Origin of the sequence: Streptomyces sp. NPDC050121 (assembly GCF_044460385.1) — a bacterium.
In the GTDB taxonomy this organism is placed as follows: domain Bacteria; phylum Actinomycetota; class Actinomycetes; order Streptomycetales; family Streptomycetaceae; genus Streptomyces; species Streptomyces soliscabiei.
Genome location: NZ_JBITJV010000002.1, coordinates 1 through 13,919, shown reverse-complemented (window position 1 = coordinate 13,919; position 13,919 = coordinate 1). Strand labels below are relative to the sequence as shown.

Genomic DNA, 13,919 nt, shown 5'->3' with positions numbered 1-13,919 from the left:
ACGACCGGCTGGTATCCAGCCGCAATGATTCGGTCAGTCGTGGCGGGAGGGCCAGGGCGTAGGAAATCGGTTGAATTCCTTTCGGACGCCGTCCCGTTCACCCCCGACTCACATGGTGGAAACATGAACGACCGCAAGAAATGGGTTCCTTTGGACTGCATGGTCCGAATCGCAACGCACATTCCCGGCGCGAAGTAAGGGGACGGGAAATTCTGTATGTCGGTCGTGGAGTGACCGGGAAGGGCTAGTGGAGCCCTCCCTGTGGAGCGACGGGCTGCGGTCCCCAACTCGTCGCTGACCGGCACCTGGTGAAGGTGCGTCAGGCCGCGCCCGCCGTGTTCCTCGGGCACGTCGAGGCCGGTCCGGCCGCCGGAGTGCAGCAGGCGGCACCGGCGGTGCAGGAGGATGGGGAACGGCTCGTCCGGGAGGCGTGCGGGCAGCGGGTGCTCGGCGAGCCAGGCCCGGAAGGCGCCGCGCAGCCGCTCCCGGCCGGCCGGGTCCCCGAAGTCCAGGGGCGTGTGCACGGTCGTGCCGTCGCCTCCGGCTCCGCCGGCACGGGCAGCAGGTCGGCGGTAGTCGCGAGCACGGTCGCGCCCGACAGGACCTCGCGCAGATACAGATGCGCCACGTGCTCCCAGGTCTGCGTGATCCCGCCGAACACCTGCATACCGGTGTACACCGCGTCCACGGCGGAGGAGTTCACCTTGGCCTGGAAGGGAGCCGATGGGCCGCCCGTACTGGCGGCCTTCTCCGCTACCGCCGTCGCGGCCGCCTCGTCGACGTCCGTCACCGGTACCGAGGCCTCGCGGACCGAAGTGCCGAGGCCTCGCGGACCGACCGGGGCCTCTCAGCGCCCGGCGCGCACCCCGTCCAGGGCGATGGCCAGGACGCGGTCGCGCTGGGCGTCGTCCATGAACGCGGTCGCCGTGACACCGGCAACCAGGCGCAGCAGATCGCCGAAGTCCATGTCGGCGCGGGCGACGCCGGCCTGCTGTGCCCGCTCGAACAGCGGACCGCAGGTCCCGTACAGCGACTCGCGGCAGGCCTGGAAGATCTCCGACTCGCCGTCCAGCGCCTCGCGCACCGCCCGCTTGGTGACCATGTAGGTGGCGAACCGGTCGAGCCAGGAGGTGAGCGCCTCCCACGGTTCCAGGTCGGCGAACTCCAGGGCCGACCGGCACAACGCGTTGACCTCGTCGGCGTAGACGCTCTCGAAGAGTGCCCGGCGGGTCGGGAAGTTCCGGTACAGCGTGCCGATGCCGACCCCTGCTCGCCGGGCGATGTCCTCCAGGGAGGCCTCCGAGCCGTGCTCGGCGAACGCCTCGCGCGCGGCCGTGAGCAGCGCGTCGTAGTTGCGGGCGGCGTCCTTACGGGTGGGGCGCTGCACCGCGACGATCTCGCTGAGGGGGAACTGCTGGGCCGGCACTACTGCCTCCTGGGCGGACTCGGTTGAACCGGAGGGTTGCCTCCGCTACAGTGGAGGAGTGCCTCCACTTTAACAGTCCGAGGCCCTCCTCCCCTCTTTTCGAGAGGCTTCTTCATGCCCCGCACGTCCACCCGCCTCACCTTCGCGGTCCTCGCGACCGGTGCGGGCGTGTTCTCCATGCTCCAGTCGCTGATAGCGCCGGCCCTGCCGACCGTCCAGCACGCCCTGCACACCTCGCAGTCCACCGGGACCTGGGTGATGACCGCGTATCTGCTGTCCGCGTCCGTCTTCACGCCGATCCTCGGCCGCGTCGGCGACCTGATCGGCAGGAAGCGCACCCTCGTCGCGGTCCTCGTCGCCGTTCTGGTGGGCTGTCTGCTCGCCGCGCTCGCGCCGACCATCGGCGTCCTGATCGTCGCCCGCGTGATCCAGGGCGTCGGCGGCGCCCTGTTCCCGCTGTCGTTCGGCATCATCCGGGACGAGTTCGCCCCGTCCCAGGTGGCCGGCAGCATCAGCAACCTGTCCGCCGTGATCGCCGCGGGCGGCGGTGTCGGCATGGTCGCGGCCGGACCGATCGTCTCCGCGCTCGACTTCCGCTGGCTGTTCTGGATCCCCGTCGGCATCGTCGCCGCTGCTGCCGTGATCGCCCTGCGCTACGTCCCAGAGTCGCCCAACAGGGCCGAGGGCGGCGTCAGTTGGCTCGGCGCGGTGCTTCTGTCGGGCTGGCTCGTCGCCCTGCTGCTGCCGCTGAGCCAGGCGGGCAGCTGGGGTTGGGGATCGGCCCGCGTGATCGGCCTGTTCGCCCTGGCCGTGGCCCTGTTCGCGCTGTGGCTGACGGCCGAGGCCCGTTCCCGGTCCCCGCTGATCGACCTGCGCATCATGCGGCTGCCGGCCGTGTGGACCACCAACCTCGCCGCCCTGCTGTTCGGTGCGGGCATGTACGCGATCTGGTCCTTCCTGCCCGGCTTCGTCCAGACCCCGAGCACGGCCGGCTACGGCTTCGGCGCGAGCGTCACCGCCTCCGGACTGCTGATGCTGCCGATGCTCGTCGCGATGTTCGTCTCCGGTGTGCTCAGCGGTCGCCTCGAACCCCGCGTGGGCGCGAAGGCGTTGCTCACGACCGGTGCCGCACTCGGCGGACTCGCCCTGGGCTTCCTTACTCTCTGGCACGACGAGCAGTGGCAAGTCGGCCTCGTGGCAGGCGTGTTCGGCCTCGGCATCGGGCTCGCCTTCGCCTCCATGGCCAACCTGATCGTCGGTAGCGTCCCTCCCGCGCAGACCGGCGCCGCCACCGGAATGAACGCCAACATCCGTACCATCGGCGGCTCCATCGGCGCCGCCGTCACCAGCGTCCTGGTCACCGGCCGCCTCCAGCCCTCGGGTCTGCCCTACGACTCCGGCTACACCCACGGCTTCATCCTGCTGACGCTGCTCTGCCTGTGCGCGGCCCTCGCCGCCCTGTTGGTCCCCGCCCGTCGCCCCGCCCGCCGGTCGGCACCTGTCACCCCGGCGCCGACCGCCGCACCCACCCCCGTACGGTAAGGTTCACCTACGCGTTCTCGCAGCTCACCGCCGCGGAAACGCCTCGGGACGTGGCGCAGCTTGGTAGCGCACTTGACTGGGGGTCAAGGGGTCGCAGGTTCAAATCCTGTCGTCCCGACTGGAGACAGTTGCAGGTCAGGGCCGGTTTCGGAGGTATCCGAAACCGGCCCTTGATCGTTCTTGGGGACCAGTTGGGGACCGGCGTCCTTGACCGGCGTCAGCGGGTGACGACGATCGGGCTCGGCAGCGAGCGCGGCGCGCGCAGCACGCTGAGGTGTGCGGAGAGCGCTGCTCCGGCGGCCGTGATCTTGTGTACGTCCGGGTGCAGGTAGCGCTGGGTGGTGGTCAGTGACCCGTGGCCGGCGATCCTGCGGAGGACGTGCACTTGGACTCCGGCGTCGGCGAAGGTCAGTCCGGTGTGCCGGAGGTCATGGCGGCGCAGGTGCTCGTAGCCGAGCTTGGTGACCACGTCGTCCCAGTGTGTGGCGTCGCGCAGGACGGCGGTGGAGATGCGTCCGCCGCGCGGGCCGGTGAACAGGCGGGCGTCGGGATCGGGGCCGGCGGACAGGATGCGCTGGGCGACGAGGGGGCGGATCTCCTCGACGATGGGAACCTTGCGGGCCCGCTTGCCCTTGGTGCCCTTGTCGGTCAGCCCGCCGGGCGCGGGTGTGGTCTGCCGCCGCACGGTCCAGATCCACTGGGCGGTGTCGATGTCTCCGACGCGGCAGCCTGAGACCTCGCCGATCCGTGCGGCGGTGCACGCGGCGAAGATGACCACATCTCCCCAGCCGCGGTACTGGTCGTGGGAGGCGGCCACGAGCGCGTCGGCCAGTGCGACGAGGGTCTCCCAGTCGGGCAGGGCCAGCGCGCGTGGGCCGAGGAGTTCGTCCTCGGCCTGCTTGTAGAGCTTCTGCCAGCCGGTCACCCGGGCGGGGTTGACCTTGATGATGCCGTCACGGACTGCCTGCTCCATGACACGGACCAGGACGGCGATGGTGTTCTTCACCGTCGAGCGACTGTGCTCGTCGGCGATCCAGTTCTGCACGGTGCGGTCGACGGAGGTCTTGGCGCGGACGGTCGCCGACGTGATGCGCACTGCCGCGGTCACGGTCGCTGTCGACGAAACCGTGCTCGTGGCCTGGGAGTTGCTGGAGCGATCCGGCTCCCGTCACCTTCCGGTCGTGCGTCCGGACGGTCGCTGTGCCGGCCTGCTGGACAGGGCCGACGTGGCGGTCGCCTGCGCGGCACCCGCCGCTTCGCTGTCCGGCCTGCGCGTGGACGAACTCCTGCCCGGCCACCGGCCCGCGCTCGTGCACGCGGAGGAGACCGTACGCCACGCAGCCGACCTCATGAGCTGTACCGAAGTCGACACCCTCCCGGTGCTGGGCGAAGACGGACGTCTCGCCGGGGTGCTGACCGCAGCCGACATCGTGGCGGCCCTCGCCGGTCGTCCGGTGCAGAAGGAGCCCGCCGACACGCGGCCGCAGCGCCCGCCCACGGTGTTGCCCGGCCTCCCGCCCCGGCGTGGCTACCGTGGAACGGCGGTGCCCTGACGACCCACTACTGAGGCGTGCTTACCGAGGTGACACTCGGTAAGGCTTCTGGTGTCACCCGACCTCGGCGTCAGGCCCGTCAGAGCCGGGTAGGCCGGACGCGCCGGGGATCACCGGTGCGCCGATTCGTCGGGCCGCGGCGCACCAGGCCCGGGTCAGCGCGCTGCGGGCCAGGGCAAGGGCCTGTTCGCTGCCGACATACAGCGGTGCACCGACGTGCACGTGCAGTCTCGGGCGGCGCAGCGGGGCGGTGAGCAGCCTCGCCACCTGTTCGAGAGGGCTGCCTGATGCCAGTGCGCGGGCTCCGGCCTGGCCGAGGGGCACGACCTGGGCGCCGGTCGACCGCGCGAGATGGAAGAGGCCCGGATGGAAGGGGCGGGGCGGAGCTTCGCGAACGCCCTTGAGGTGCGGGAGCCCGCCCTCCGGGTAGAGCAGGACGGACCGGCCCGCGGCCAGTGCGGCTTGGGCGTCCCGCAGTGCTTGCGCGGCTCGCGGGTCGTGACGGTGAACCGGGATGTGCCCCTCCCAGGTCAGGACGCGGCCGAGCACGGGGATGCGCCACAGCCCCGCAGCCGCCAGGATGACGGGTTCGGTGCCGAGGCGGCGCAGCGCGGCGAGGACGACCGCGGGATCGCTGAGGGATGTGTGGTTGGCGATGATGATGCTGCCCGCAGGCGGTGCGGCACCGTTTTCCATGGTGACTTTCAAACGGCCGAAGACAGGTACCACGACGCCTGCGAGACGACTGAGCATGACACCACCCCCAGCGTGGGGGACAACCAGTAGCGGTCCTGTGATCGCGGCTGGGCGACGGACCGCAGGGCGTGATTGAAGCCTGGCTTTCCACGGCGGAGCGGCACCAGGTCATCGCCCGGCTGGCTTCGGACCCGGCAGGAGCACCTGGCAGTGCAGACGCATCGCGCCCGCAGCCACGACCCTCCGGGACATCACGCCGCTCACGATGTGCGGGGTCTCAGGCACGCCGGATCTCCTCCTCCGCTCGTCTTGTCAGGGCACTTCGCCCGCGCCGTGGGGCCCGCACAGGTCGAGCAGCCGCACTCGGGCGGCCCTGAGCCGGTCTGCGATCACCTCGGCGACGTAGACGCACAGTGCGTGATCGAGGGCGGGGTCCTTCGCGCACAGTGCACGGACGGCCGCCGCGTTGAACTCGTAGGCCCGTACCGGGCTGCTGGCCTCGGCCCCCAGATGCCAGTGCAGGGGAGGGATCAGCCAGGACCAGCCCAGCAGTTGCGTTCCTTTCTCCGTGCCTGGAACTGGGAGATCGGGTTTCGTATCCGGCCACGGACCGAGGGTGTCTCCATCCGGAGCCTTGGTCCTCGTCGGCGGGGGACCACCCGGCAGTCTCTGTTCGGTCGGACGGCGACCTGCGCCGATGCCAAGACCATTTCGGCGATGTGGTTGGTAGCACCCATCGCTCTGTTCCTCGTCGCTCCCGTCCCTATGACTCGACCGCCGCAAACCGGCGCGGTGCAATCCCGGCCAGGGCCGTACGTGAGAGCCGATCACAGGTGCGTCTCTTCGTTGGGGGGGTGTCGCAGCGGCTCGGACGCGCCACAGGGTGCCCTTGCGGCTCGTCCACACCTCCTTGCGGGGCCGTTCGAGGCAGGCCGCTCCTCCTTCAGCATCGAGCTTCCCGTCGAAGAGTTCATAGCGGGGTCTCGTGCAGGACCGGGCTGAGCTGGACGGGCAGCAGGATCGGCGTCCGGACCGTCGTGACGGAGCAGACCGGTCATCCGGCACTGATATCAGCCCTGTTCCAAGACGACGACCGTGTGAGTGAGCTCGTCCGCAGCATGGATGCGGGTCACCGCCGTGGTGTGCCGACTGGCGTTTCGGTCTCGGGGCGAAGGTGGTTCGTGACGTCGATGACACCGTCGACGCTCTCGGACAGGCGTACCGCGATGGGGATGAGGCTCTCCTGCGGCACGGCGCCGCTGAGCGTCACCCTGCCGTCGGTGACCTGGACGGTGACCGCGCCGGGAGCCAGGCCGAGGGTCCGGGTCAGGACATCTGTCGTGATCTCCTCGCAGATCGTGCGGTCTCGCCGCAGGAAGACGCGCAGCAGGTCGCCACGGCTGACGATGCCCACCAGCCGGTCGGCGTCGTCCACGACTGGCAGCCGTTTGACGTGGTGACGGGCCATGGCACGGGCCGCCTCCACGACCGACCATTGCGGTCGCGCGGTGACGGCCGGGCTGGCCATCAGCCCCTCGGCGGTCAGTGCCAGGGCCTTGGCGCGTTCCGCCGGCAGCAGGTGCGCGGCGGCCAGATGTCCGCCCGGATCCGTCTGGCTCTCCTGTTTGCGCAGCAGGTCCGCCTCCGACACCACGCCGACCGGGCGCCCTTGGTCGTCGATGACGGGTACCGCGGTGATGTCGTGGTCCGCGAGGTGCTGGGCGATGTCCTTGAAGCCTGTGTCCCGCCGCACACTCACCACGGCCGTGGTCATGAGGTCTCCGACCAATCGATGCAGCATGTCACCGCTCCCTCCGCAGGCGTTCGCGGCACGGGTCCTCTCTCCACTGTCCGCCCTTTGGAGGGTGTCTGCACTGTCCACGCGTCCTGCGCGCACCGGGCCGGGCGGGCGAGAGGACCACGCCGCGGTCACGTCCGCCGAGTGGCATCGGCCCGCGCTCGCGGCCCGGCACCCGCGACTCGATCACCGGGGTCGTCGACGCGACTGACGGACCCGTTGCCTGCCCCTCCGCAACGGGCGGCCAGGCCACCGGCCAGGGGAAACGCCGCCCCACGGCTGACACCTGATGCCCGGCATGTGCCCCAAAGGTCCCGGGACGTGGGCCGTTCGGCCAGCCTGGAACCGGTCCGCCGGGAGCACCGGGAGGGGCCTGCCCGGGCAGGGACGACGAGCGGGACTCCCGGCTGAACGGGATCACCGCCGGGAACCGCGCGTTCGCTGCTGCCGGGTTACGCCCCCCGGTACAGCCGGTCGAGGCCGACGAGCACTACGCCGTCGTCGGCCTCGGCCGCGCGGAGCGCGGGCGTGAATCCGAGGCCGCTGTAGCAGGCGGGCCGGGCGTGGGTGACGTCCTCGCCGTCCGTGGCGAGCAGATCGAGGAGGTGACGGAGGTGTTCCAGGTGGTGCAGGTCCATGACCTCGTTCCAGCGCGCCGCTCCCACCGACAGGAGAGCCCCGGAACGGGTGCCGACCCGGCCGCGCACGACCACTTCCGCCTCCGCGTCCGGACCGGCACGGCGCGCCGGGTCGGGCAGTGAGCCATGGGCCACCGTGGCGGGACGTGCGCCGAAGACGGCCGGGTCGGCGAAGTCCCTGACCCAGTCCCGGCAGATCCGGGCGAAGTGGGGGCTCGCCACCGCGGAGTCGAAGACGGGTCGTGCGTGGCGCCAGACCTCTGCGGGGTCCTGTTGCTCCAGCTCCGATCGGTGGGGCCATCGGTGGGGCCAGACCGCCGCGTGTTCGAAGGCCAGCAGTGGCTCCGTGATGCGCAGCCGGATCAGGTTCGGGCGGAAGGCGTCGGGCTCGTTGCACAGCAGACCGTTTGCCTGCAGGAGCGCGAGACAGTGGGAGGCGTCGGTGAGCGGAGCGCCAAGACTTTCGGCGATCTCGCCCTGTGTCGAGCAGCCCGAGGCGATGGCGGCGAGCGCGGAATGGCACAGCGCACGGTCCCAGTGGTCGGTCTCCTCCTGCAGCAGGTGATGTGCCTCCAGGAACAGCGGTGTCCGGGGGTTGAGTACGGCTCTGCACACCCAGGCGTCGAAGTCGCCCGGCCCGCGAAGACCGTCTCCGGCTTCGCGGGGCGAGAAACGTCGGACGACGACACGGCTGCTGCCCTCGTTCGGCAGCACTCCTGCCACCAGTACAACGTCGAATCCCGGACGCCGCGACAGCGGCCACACACGTCAGGCCCGTCGGGGCCGAGCCCGCATGCGTGGTCCTGCGCTCCCGGTCGTCAGGACTCCGGGTATGGCTGACCGGGGGAGCGGGCATCGGTGCGCTGTCCGGCGCGCAAGGTCGGTGGCCGCGAGGTCTACTGGAAGAGCGGAGGCGGGTTTTGGGTGTTGCCGCGAGTGGTGGCCGGGAGGCGGGGGAGCGGTTCGGGGCGATTCGAACGGGCCACAGCGATGAGGAGCGACCGTGGAGCTGACCTTTCTCGACCCCGTGTACGCAGGACCGGGGCCCTATGCCTGCGCCTACCTGGACACCTCGCGTGACGTCCCCGATCCGGAGGCGGCGATCAGCCTGCGGCGCCGGCATCTGAGTGAGGATCTGGCCGGGCAGGGGGCCGATGACACCACCGTGGCCGTTGTCGCCGACGTGGCGGGCACGGACCGGGAGGTTTCCGGCCGGCACGGGCAGGCCATCGTCGCGAGCCACGGTCATCTGGTCCTGGTGGAGGAACTGGAGGTGGACTTCCAGACGGGGAGGTGGCTGATCAGCGCCGTCGCCCCTGAACGGCGTCACCGGCGCAGCGGTCCTGCGGCGGAGTGGCCGTACGGCGCCGACGAGATCGCCGGCGAGCTGGCGGAGCTGGTCCACCGCAGCGGTGCCGAGGTGATCGTGCTGGGCGGGGAGGCGTGGGCGCGCAGCGTCCTGGCCAACCGCCTTCCCGAGCCGTTGCGTGAGCGCGTTGTCACCGTCGCGGGTGACGGGCAGGCGGCCGGTGAGGGACGGGCGCTGCTGGAGCAGGAGTTGGGGGAGGTCTTCCGGGGCCGGATGAGTGCGCGGGACCGGGCTCGGGTGGAGGCGTTCCGGGCGCGGCGAGCTCGGCACGCCGGCGCGGTCGAGGGCATGGCAGCGGTCGTGGCTGCGTTGCAGCGCGCTCAGGTAAGCGCGCTGCTGCTTGAACACGCCCGTCGATCTGCCCGTGCGGCTGTGGGCCGGCTCGGAGCCGACGCAGATCGCCCTCTCGGCCACCGACCTGGAGCCCTACGGTGTCCTCGGCTTCCAGGAGGATCCGCCCGGCGCGGCCCTGATCCGCGCACTGGTTCGCACCGGCGCCGAGCTGGTGGTCGTGGCGCGGGAGGAACTGCCTCTGGAGGACGGGGTGGGCGTGCTGCTGCGGTACACCGACCCGGGGGTGCCCGGGTGACCCCCCGTCGCCCGGCCGGAGGTGCCACACCGTGGCGGGTTCTGCTTGGCGCCGGGAAGAGCTGGTGAGGTATGTCTGAGGGGCCGGTGGTGGTGGGGACGGACGGTTCGGCCGGAGCAGCACGCGCGGTGCTGTGGGCGGCGCAGGAGGCCGCCCTACGACATCAGCCCTTGCACATCGTGTGCGCCGTCGATCTCGACCTGGCGGAACGCCTGTCCGCAGACACGGCCCGGCGGGTCCGTGAGGCGGCCCGGTCTCTGCTGGCCGAGGCTGCGGCCGCGGCCTCCGCCAGGGCGCCCGGCCTGGCGGTCTCCACCGAGGTCGGCCGGGAGCCCGCAGCCGACAGCCTCCTGCGGGCGGCCGCGTCGACGGCTCCGCACGCCGCGGGTGTTTCGGCAGCTGCGGTGACGATCGTCGTGGGTTCGCGGGGGCTGGGCGGTTTCTCCACCCTGCTGCTGGGCTCGGTCGGCCTGACGGTGACCGGACAGGCAAGGTGCCCCGTGGTCGTCGTGCGTGGCACGGAGCAGCCGTCGAGCGGGGTGGTCGTGGTGGGCGTACGGGACGAAGGGGACCTCGAGGCGGTGCACTTCGCCGCGGAGACCGCCAGGCGGCGCAAGGCATCGTTGCGCCTGCTGAGCACGTGGACCTACCTCCAGTACATCGGGACCATGGCGCCCATGGCCGACGCGGTGCGGGTGGCCGTGGAGGCGGAGGCCGCGGCGAGCACCCGCATGCTCGGCTCCGTCCGGGAGGAGTTCCCGGACCTGGAGGTGACCGAAGAGGTGGTGAGGGTCCCGTCACCGGCCGGTGAACTGGTCGCGGCGTCGATGCGCGCGGATCTCGTCGTGGTGGGCGCGCGCAGGTCCGCGCACCACGTGGGCCGTGCGCTGGGCCGGGTCACACACGCCGTGCTGCAGCACGCGCACTGCCCGGTGGCCGTCGTCCCACGCGAGTGATTCCTGCCGCTTGCCGGTGACGGGAACTGCGCGGATGGTGTCGTCCCGCGGCTAGCGCATGGCGCGGGCGCTGTTCGTTTCGTCAGGTGCCGAGCTGTCCGCCGAGTCCGGGGTGGTGGCAGGCGGGTGACGATTCGCGGTGAGCAGGTGGGTACGGCTGTTTTCGGCTGTTGGTCATGAGTCACTCGGGCATGCTGGTCATGAGCCACTTTGCTTCGTCCGTCGAGCTGATGGACTCGTCACAGGTGCGTGATCGGTAACCAGATCGGGAGCCGCCCCGCCTTGACAGGCGTGGTTCGGTGGGGCGCGGTTCTTCGTGTGTCTGTCGGGGCGCCTGGAGGGGCAGGTGTGCGGGGTACGGATGGCGAGGATGGCGATGTCGTCGTGGCCGTCGCTGGGGTGGTGGTCGGCAAGAGTCTGTACGTAGTCATCGAGTGGCAGGGCTGCATGGACGGTGGCGAGTTCGGCGAGTTCGTCGAGGCTCTGATCGATGGGATGGTCCGGGTGTTCGATGAGCCCGTCGGTGAAGAAGACGACGGTGGCATCCGGGGGCACGGGGTGGGTGTGGTCGGGGCGGGGCTGCTCGATGCCGACCCCGAGCGGTAGTCCGGGCTCGGCAAAGAGGTACTCCGCTTGCCGGTCGGGCGTGATCAGCAGTGGTGGCAAGTGGCCTGCACTGCTCCAGTGCAGCCTCCAGGCGGGCCCGGCGGGCCCGGCGGGTTCGACGCGGGCCAGGCTGACGGTGGTGACGGGATTGTCGGTGATGGCCTGCAGCGTGCGGTCGAGCTGGGCGAGGACCGCGCTGGGCGGAGTGCGTCTGTCGAACAGCAGGGCGCGCAGCATGTTTCGGGTGGAGGCCATGGCGGCCGCAGCATGAAGATCGTGGCCGACCACGTCGCCGATGACGACCGCCAGTGTGTCGTCGGGGAGCAGGATGGCGTCGTACCAGTCCCCACCGAGGGGATGAGGCTGGGCGGCGGGCCGGTAGATGGCGGCGGCGTCAAAGGGCCGCAGGTCGGGCAGAGTGGGCAGCAGAAGTCGCTGGAACTGCTCGGACCCGGCACGCGCCTGCTCGAACAGGCGGACGTTTTCGATCGCGATACCGGCGGCGCCGGCCAGGGCGACGACGATGTTCTCGTCGTGGACGTCGAAGGGCTGTCCGTCGCGTCGTTCGGACAGGTAGAGGTCACCGTAGATCGCACCGCGGACGCTGATGGCGACTCCCAGGAGGGTGCGCAGGCGCGGGTGGCCGGGCGGGAAGCCGGCGGAGGCCGGGTGGGAGCGGATGTCATCGACCGCCGCGCTCGGCCACGCCGGGCTGGTCGCCTTCGACCAGGGGGTGGCCCCGGAGGAGGTGCTGCGGCACATCTGGCGGTTCGCCGAGGCGGAGAGCTGTGGTGCTTGTTCCCCTTGCCGCGTGGGCTCGCGTCGCGGCCTGGAGCTGGCGTCCGTCGACACCCCACCCGGACCTGAATGGGAACGGCTCGGGCGTGTTCTGGCCGAGGCGAGCCTGTGCGCCTTCGGGCGGCGCATCCCACCCGCGGTGCGCAGCCTGGCCCGCGCCTACGGGGAGCGACTGGCGGGATGGGAGCTGTGAGCTGGAGCGAGGTTGAGGTCGACGGCACGGGTGTCGCCGTTCCCGAGGGAGCCTCACTGCTCTCGGCGGTACGGGCGGCCGGAATCGAGCTGCCCGCGCTCTGCTCCGACGACCGGCTCAGCCCCGCCGGCTCCTGCCGGCCCCCGGCCAGGTGTTCAGCTCCTTCCACTTCCCCGCGAGCGGGGTGAACCGCCTGACCTCCAGCTACGCGGACACCGTCACGTCCTGCCCCGAATACAAGGTCACGGCAGTACGCGTGAGAGTGCGATGACCCGTCGGCTGATCAGCGGGCCGCGCAGACGACCTCGACGAAGTGGCCCACCCGCTCCTCGGGCAGATGACGGGCGAGGTCCGCCTCGCTGATCATGCCGACGAGACGGTGGTTGTCGATCACCGGCAGCCTGCGGATACGGTGCTCCTCCATGGCCCTCAGGACCTGGTCGGCATCGGCCTCGGCGTCGATCGTGACCGGCTTGCCCTGTTCGAGCAGGCCCGAGGTCATGGTCTTGGGGTCCTTGCCCTTGGCAACGCACTTCAGCACGATGTCACGGTCGGTGATGATCCCGTGGAGCCGGTCGTCCTCGCCGCAGATCGGGAGGGCTCCGACGTCCAGTTCCTGCATCTTGCGTGCAGCGGCTTCCAGCGTCTCGTTCTCCTGGATGCAGGTGGCACCGCCGTGCATGATCTCCCGGGCAGTGGTCATGGTCGTCTCCTTCGAGCGTCGTGACCTGCGGGGGGAGAGCCCATGGAGCCTGGCTTCACCCCGGCCGGTACTCCTACAGACCAGTGTGGATTCCGCGTCTGCCGTGCGCATGCCGGGCGGGGCGCTCTCGAGCCTGCGGTGGGCCCCCGCGCGGTGGGCGTTCCGGTTTCAGCCGGGCCTGGAGACGCATGACGACATGGCCGAGGCCGGACACCACGGCGACGATTGCCAGGTCCGTGGGCGGCAGTGGCTCCGTGCCCAGCAGCTCCCGCAGGGGCGGCAGATAGACGCCCGCCGCCTGGACGGCGTGCCAGCGCCTCTGCCTGTGCGGCCGCTCGGGCGAGCGCTTCCGGGCCGTCGGCCAGGATCTGCGGCCGGAGCACGGATTCCGGCGCCCCTTTGCACGCGACCCACAGTCCTGACTCCGGCCTGCGGTGCACGGTCGTCATCCGCTTGCGCTCGCTGTCGAACGGGATCTCCTCCAGTCGCGGCAACTTGCGGTCCAGCGCCGCTCGGCACGCCATCGTCCGCCGGCTGCCAGCAGGGCCGGGAAGCCCGCCGCGGTGGACACCCGGTCGACCGCTTCGCCGAGGGGGTCGCTGATCGCCGTGTCGCGTGAGGTGTGCAGTGCCACGGTCTTCTCCACGGCGACGGGTGCACGAGGAGCGGGCCTCCAGCCGCCTCACGTGGCGAGATCGTCAGCCTGTTGGCGGCGAACGACGTCACCGCCGTACTCGTGGTGGACGATCTGGAGCACCTCATGGGTGTGGTGTCCGAGGCCGACCTCGCTACGCAGGAGTGCCGACGTCACGCGACTGCGCGTGGCGGAACGGCTCGCGTGCCGGTCCGACGTCGCCGGCGTTTCCCCCTCGGCACCTGCGGGACAGTCGGCGCCGGCGGCTCACAGACACGCCGACTGTGGTCGCACGAGGCCGACGACGGAACCGTCGCCCCTCAGGGGGGTGCCTCTATGTCTTTCGTCAAGCGAGGCGTGGGGTTCGGGGTTCGTAGAAGGTGCCGTCGCGGAGCATCGCGAACAGCACGTTGATCCG

The 13,919-nt window shown here is 70.9% G+C and carries 15 protein-coding genes, 1 tRNA gene and 3 pseudogenes; 8 read left to right on the top strand and 11 right to left on the bottom strand.

The genetic code is table 11. The features are described from left to right. Window positions 1-319: 319 nt before the first annotated feature. Both ACIBTS_RS02430 and ACIBTS_RS02425 read right to left on the bottom strand, forming a co-directional pair. Window positions 320-790 (bottom strand): hypothetical protein, encoded by a 471-nt coding sequence (locus tag ACIBTS_RS02430; RefSeq protein WP_399315962.1) that lies wholly within the window; start codon window positions 788-790, stop codon window positions 320-322. A gap of 57 nt (window positions 791-847) precedes the next feature. Next, a complete protein-coding gene (locus tag ACIBTS_RS02425; protein WP_319674812.1) occupies window positions 848-1,426 on the bottom strand; it encodes a helix-turn-helix domain-containing protein in 579 nt (192 codons plus the stop codon). Between the two features lie 114 nt (window positions 1,427-1,540). On the opposite strand from ACIBTS_RS02425, the gene ACIBTS_RS02420 reads away from it, so the two are divergent. Together ACIBTS_RS02420 and ACIBTS_RS02415 are read left to right on the top strand one after the other, a co-directional pair. Continuing rightward, window positions 1,541-2,968, top strand: a complete 1,428-nt coding sequence (locus tag ACIBTS_RS02420) for an MFS transporter (RefSeq protein ID WP_399315961.1) — start codon at window positions 1,541-1,543, stop codon at window positions 2,966-2,968. 44 nt (window positions 2,969-3,012) lie between these two features. Continuing rightward, window positions 3,013-3,086 (top strand) — tRNA-Pro (locus tag ACIBTS_RS02415). A 99-nt stretch (window positions 3,087-3,185) separates the two neighbouring features. Here ACIBTS_RS02415 and ACIBTS_RS02410 read toward each other — a convergent pair. Further along, a pseudogene (locus ACIBTS_RS02410) lies at window positions 3,186-4,025 on the bottom strand (tyrosine-type recombinase/integrase); the annotation flags it as partial. 31 nt (window positions 4,026-4,056) lie between these two features. Here ACIBTS_RS02410 and ACIBTS_RS02405 point away from each other — a divergent pair. Beyond that, window positions 4,057-4,521: an HPP family protein gene (locus ACIBTS_RS02405; protein WP_399316597.1), complete on the top strand. Its 465-nt coding sequence runs from the start codon at window positions 4,057-4,059 to the stop codon at window positions 4,519-4,521. 54 nt (window positions 4,522-4,575) lie between these two features. Here the strand turns inward: ACIBTS_RS02405 and ACIBTS_RS02400 are convergent, their stop codons facing one another. The 4 genes and pseudogenes from ACIBTS_RS02400 to ACIBTS_RS02385 form a co-directional block, all read right to left on the bottom strand. Next, window positions 4,576-5,274 (bottom strand): lysophospholipid acyltransferase family protein, encoded by a 699-nt coding sequence (locus ACIBTS_RS02400; RefSeq protein ID WP_399315960.1) that lies wholly within the window; start codon window positions 5,272-5,274, stop codon window positions 4,576-4,578. 255 nt (window positions 5,275-5,529) lie between these two features. Further along, window positions 5,530-5,805 (bottom strand): annotated as a pseudogene (locus ACIBTS_RS02395) (hypothetical protein); the annotation flags it as partial. Between the two features lie 541 nt (window positions 5,806-6,346). After that, complete coding sequence (locus ACIBTS_RS02390; RefSeq protein ID WP_399315959.1) at window positions 6,347-7,018, bottom strand: CBS domain-containing protein; 672 nt, start codon at window positions 7,016-7,018, stop codon at window positions 6,347-6,349. A gap of 449 nt (window positions 7,019-7,467) precedes the next feature. Then, entirely contained in the window at window positions 7,468-8,376 is a 909-nt protein-coding gene (locus ACIBTS_RS02385; protein WP_399315958.1) for a hypothetical protein, read from the bottom strand. Between the two features lie 280 nt (window positions 8,377-8,656). Here ACIBTS_RS02385 and ACIBTS_RS02380 point away from each other — a divergent pair. The 3 genes and pseudogenes from ACIBTS_RS02380 to ACIBTS_RS02370 form a co-directional block, all read left to right on the top strand. After that, window positions 8,657-9,229, top strand: a pseudogene (locus ACIBTS_RS02380) (hypothetical protein); the annotation flags it as partial. A gap of 133 nt (window positions 9,230-9,362) precedes the next feature. Beyond that, the gene (locus ACIBTS_RS02375; protein WP_399316644.1) at window positions 9,363-9,611 is read left to right on the top strand and encodes a hypothetical protein; all 249 of its coding nucleotides are present in this window, start codon (window positions 9,363-9,365) and stop codon (window positions 9,609-9,611) included. A gap of 71 nt (window positions 9,612-9,682) precedes the next feature. Then, window positions 9,683-10,567, top strand: coding sequence for a universal stress protein (locus ACIBTS_RS02370; RefSeq protein ID WP_399315957.1), 885 nt, complete (start codon window positions 9,683-9,685; stop codon window positions 10,565-10,567). A gap of 198 nt (window positions 10,568-10,765) precedes the next feature. Here the strand turns inward: ACIBTS_RS02370 and ACIBTS_RS02365 are convergent, their stop codons facing one another. Beyond that, window positions 10,766-11,935 (bottom strand): PP2C family protein-serine/threonine phosphatase, encoded by a 1,170-nt coding sequence (locus ACIBTS_RS02365; RefSeq protein WP_399315956.1) that lies wholly within the window; start codon window positions 11,933-11,935, stop codon window positions 10,766-10,768. On the opposite strand from ACIBTS_RS02365, the gene ACIBTS_RS02360 reads away from it, so the two are divergent. Both ACIBTS_RS02360 and ACIBTS_RS02355 read left to right on the top strand, forming a co-directional pair. Continuing rightward, window positions 11,853-12,164 (top strand): NADH-ubiquinone oxidoreductase-F iron-sulfur binding region domain-containing protein, encoded by a 312-nt coding sequence (locus ACIBTS_RS02360; protein ID WP_399315954.1) that lies wholly within the window; start codon window positions 11,853-11,855, stop codon window positions 12,162-12,164. The two genes, ACIBTS_RS02365 and ACIBTS_RS02360, sit on opposite strands and share 83 nt — an antisense overlap. After that, a complete protein-coding gene (locus ACIBTS_RS02355) occupies window positions 12,152-12,352 on the top strand; it encodes a 2Fe-2S iron-sulfur cluster-binding protein (protein WP_399315953.1) in 201 nt (66 codons plus the stop codon). The genes ACIBTS_RS02360 and ACIBTS_RS02355 overlap by 13 nt, the downstream gene beginning before the upstream one ends. Before the next feature lie 95 nt (window positions 12,353-12,447). On the opposite strand, the gene ACIBTS_RS02350 is transcribed toward ACIBTS_RS02355, so the two are convergent. The 3 genes from ACIBTS_RS02350 to ACIBTS_RS02340 form a co-directional block, all read right to left on the bottom strand. Continuing rightward, on the bottom strand, window positions 12,448-12,867 hold the full coding sequence (locus ACIBTS_RS02350; RefSeq protein WP_399315951.1) for a CBS domain-containing protein: 420 nt from the start codon (window positions 12,865-12,867) through the stop codon (window positions 12,448-12,450). Continuing rightward, window positions 12,864-13,391: a hypothetical protein gene (locus ACIBTS_RS02345; protein WP_399315950.1), complete on the bottom strand. Its 528-nt coding sequence runs from the start codon at window positions 13,389-13,391 to the stop codon at window positions 12,864-12,866. Before ACIBTS_RS02345 ends, ACIBTS_RS02350 begins: the two co-directional genes overlap by 4 nt. A gap of 158 nt (window positions 13,392-13,549) precedes the next feature. After that, window positions 13,550-13,678 (bottom strand): hypothetical protein, encoded by a 129-nt coding sequence (locus ACIBTS_RS02340; protein WP_399315949.1) that lies wholly within the window; start codon window positions 13,676-13,678, stop codon window positions 13,550-13,552. Window positions 13,679-13,919 lie beyond the last annotated feature (241 nt).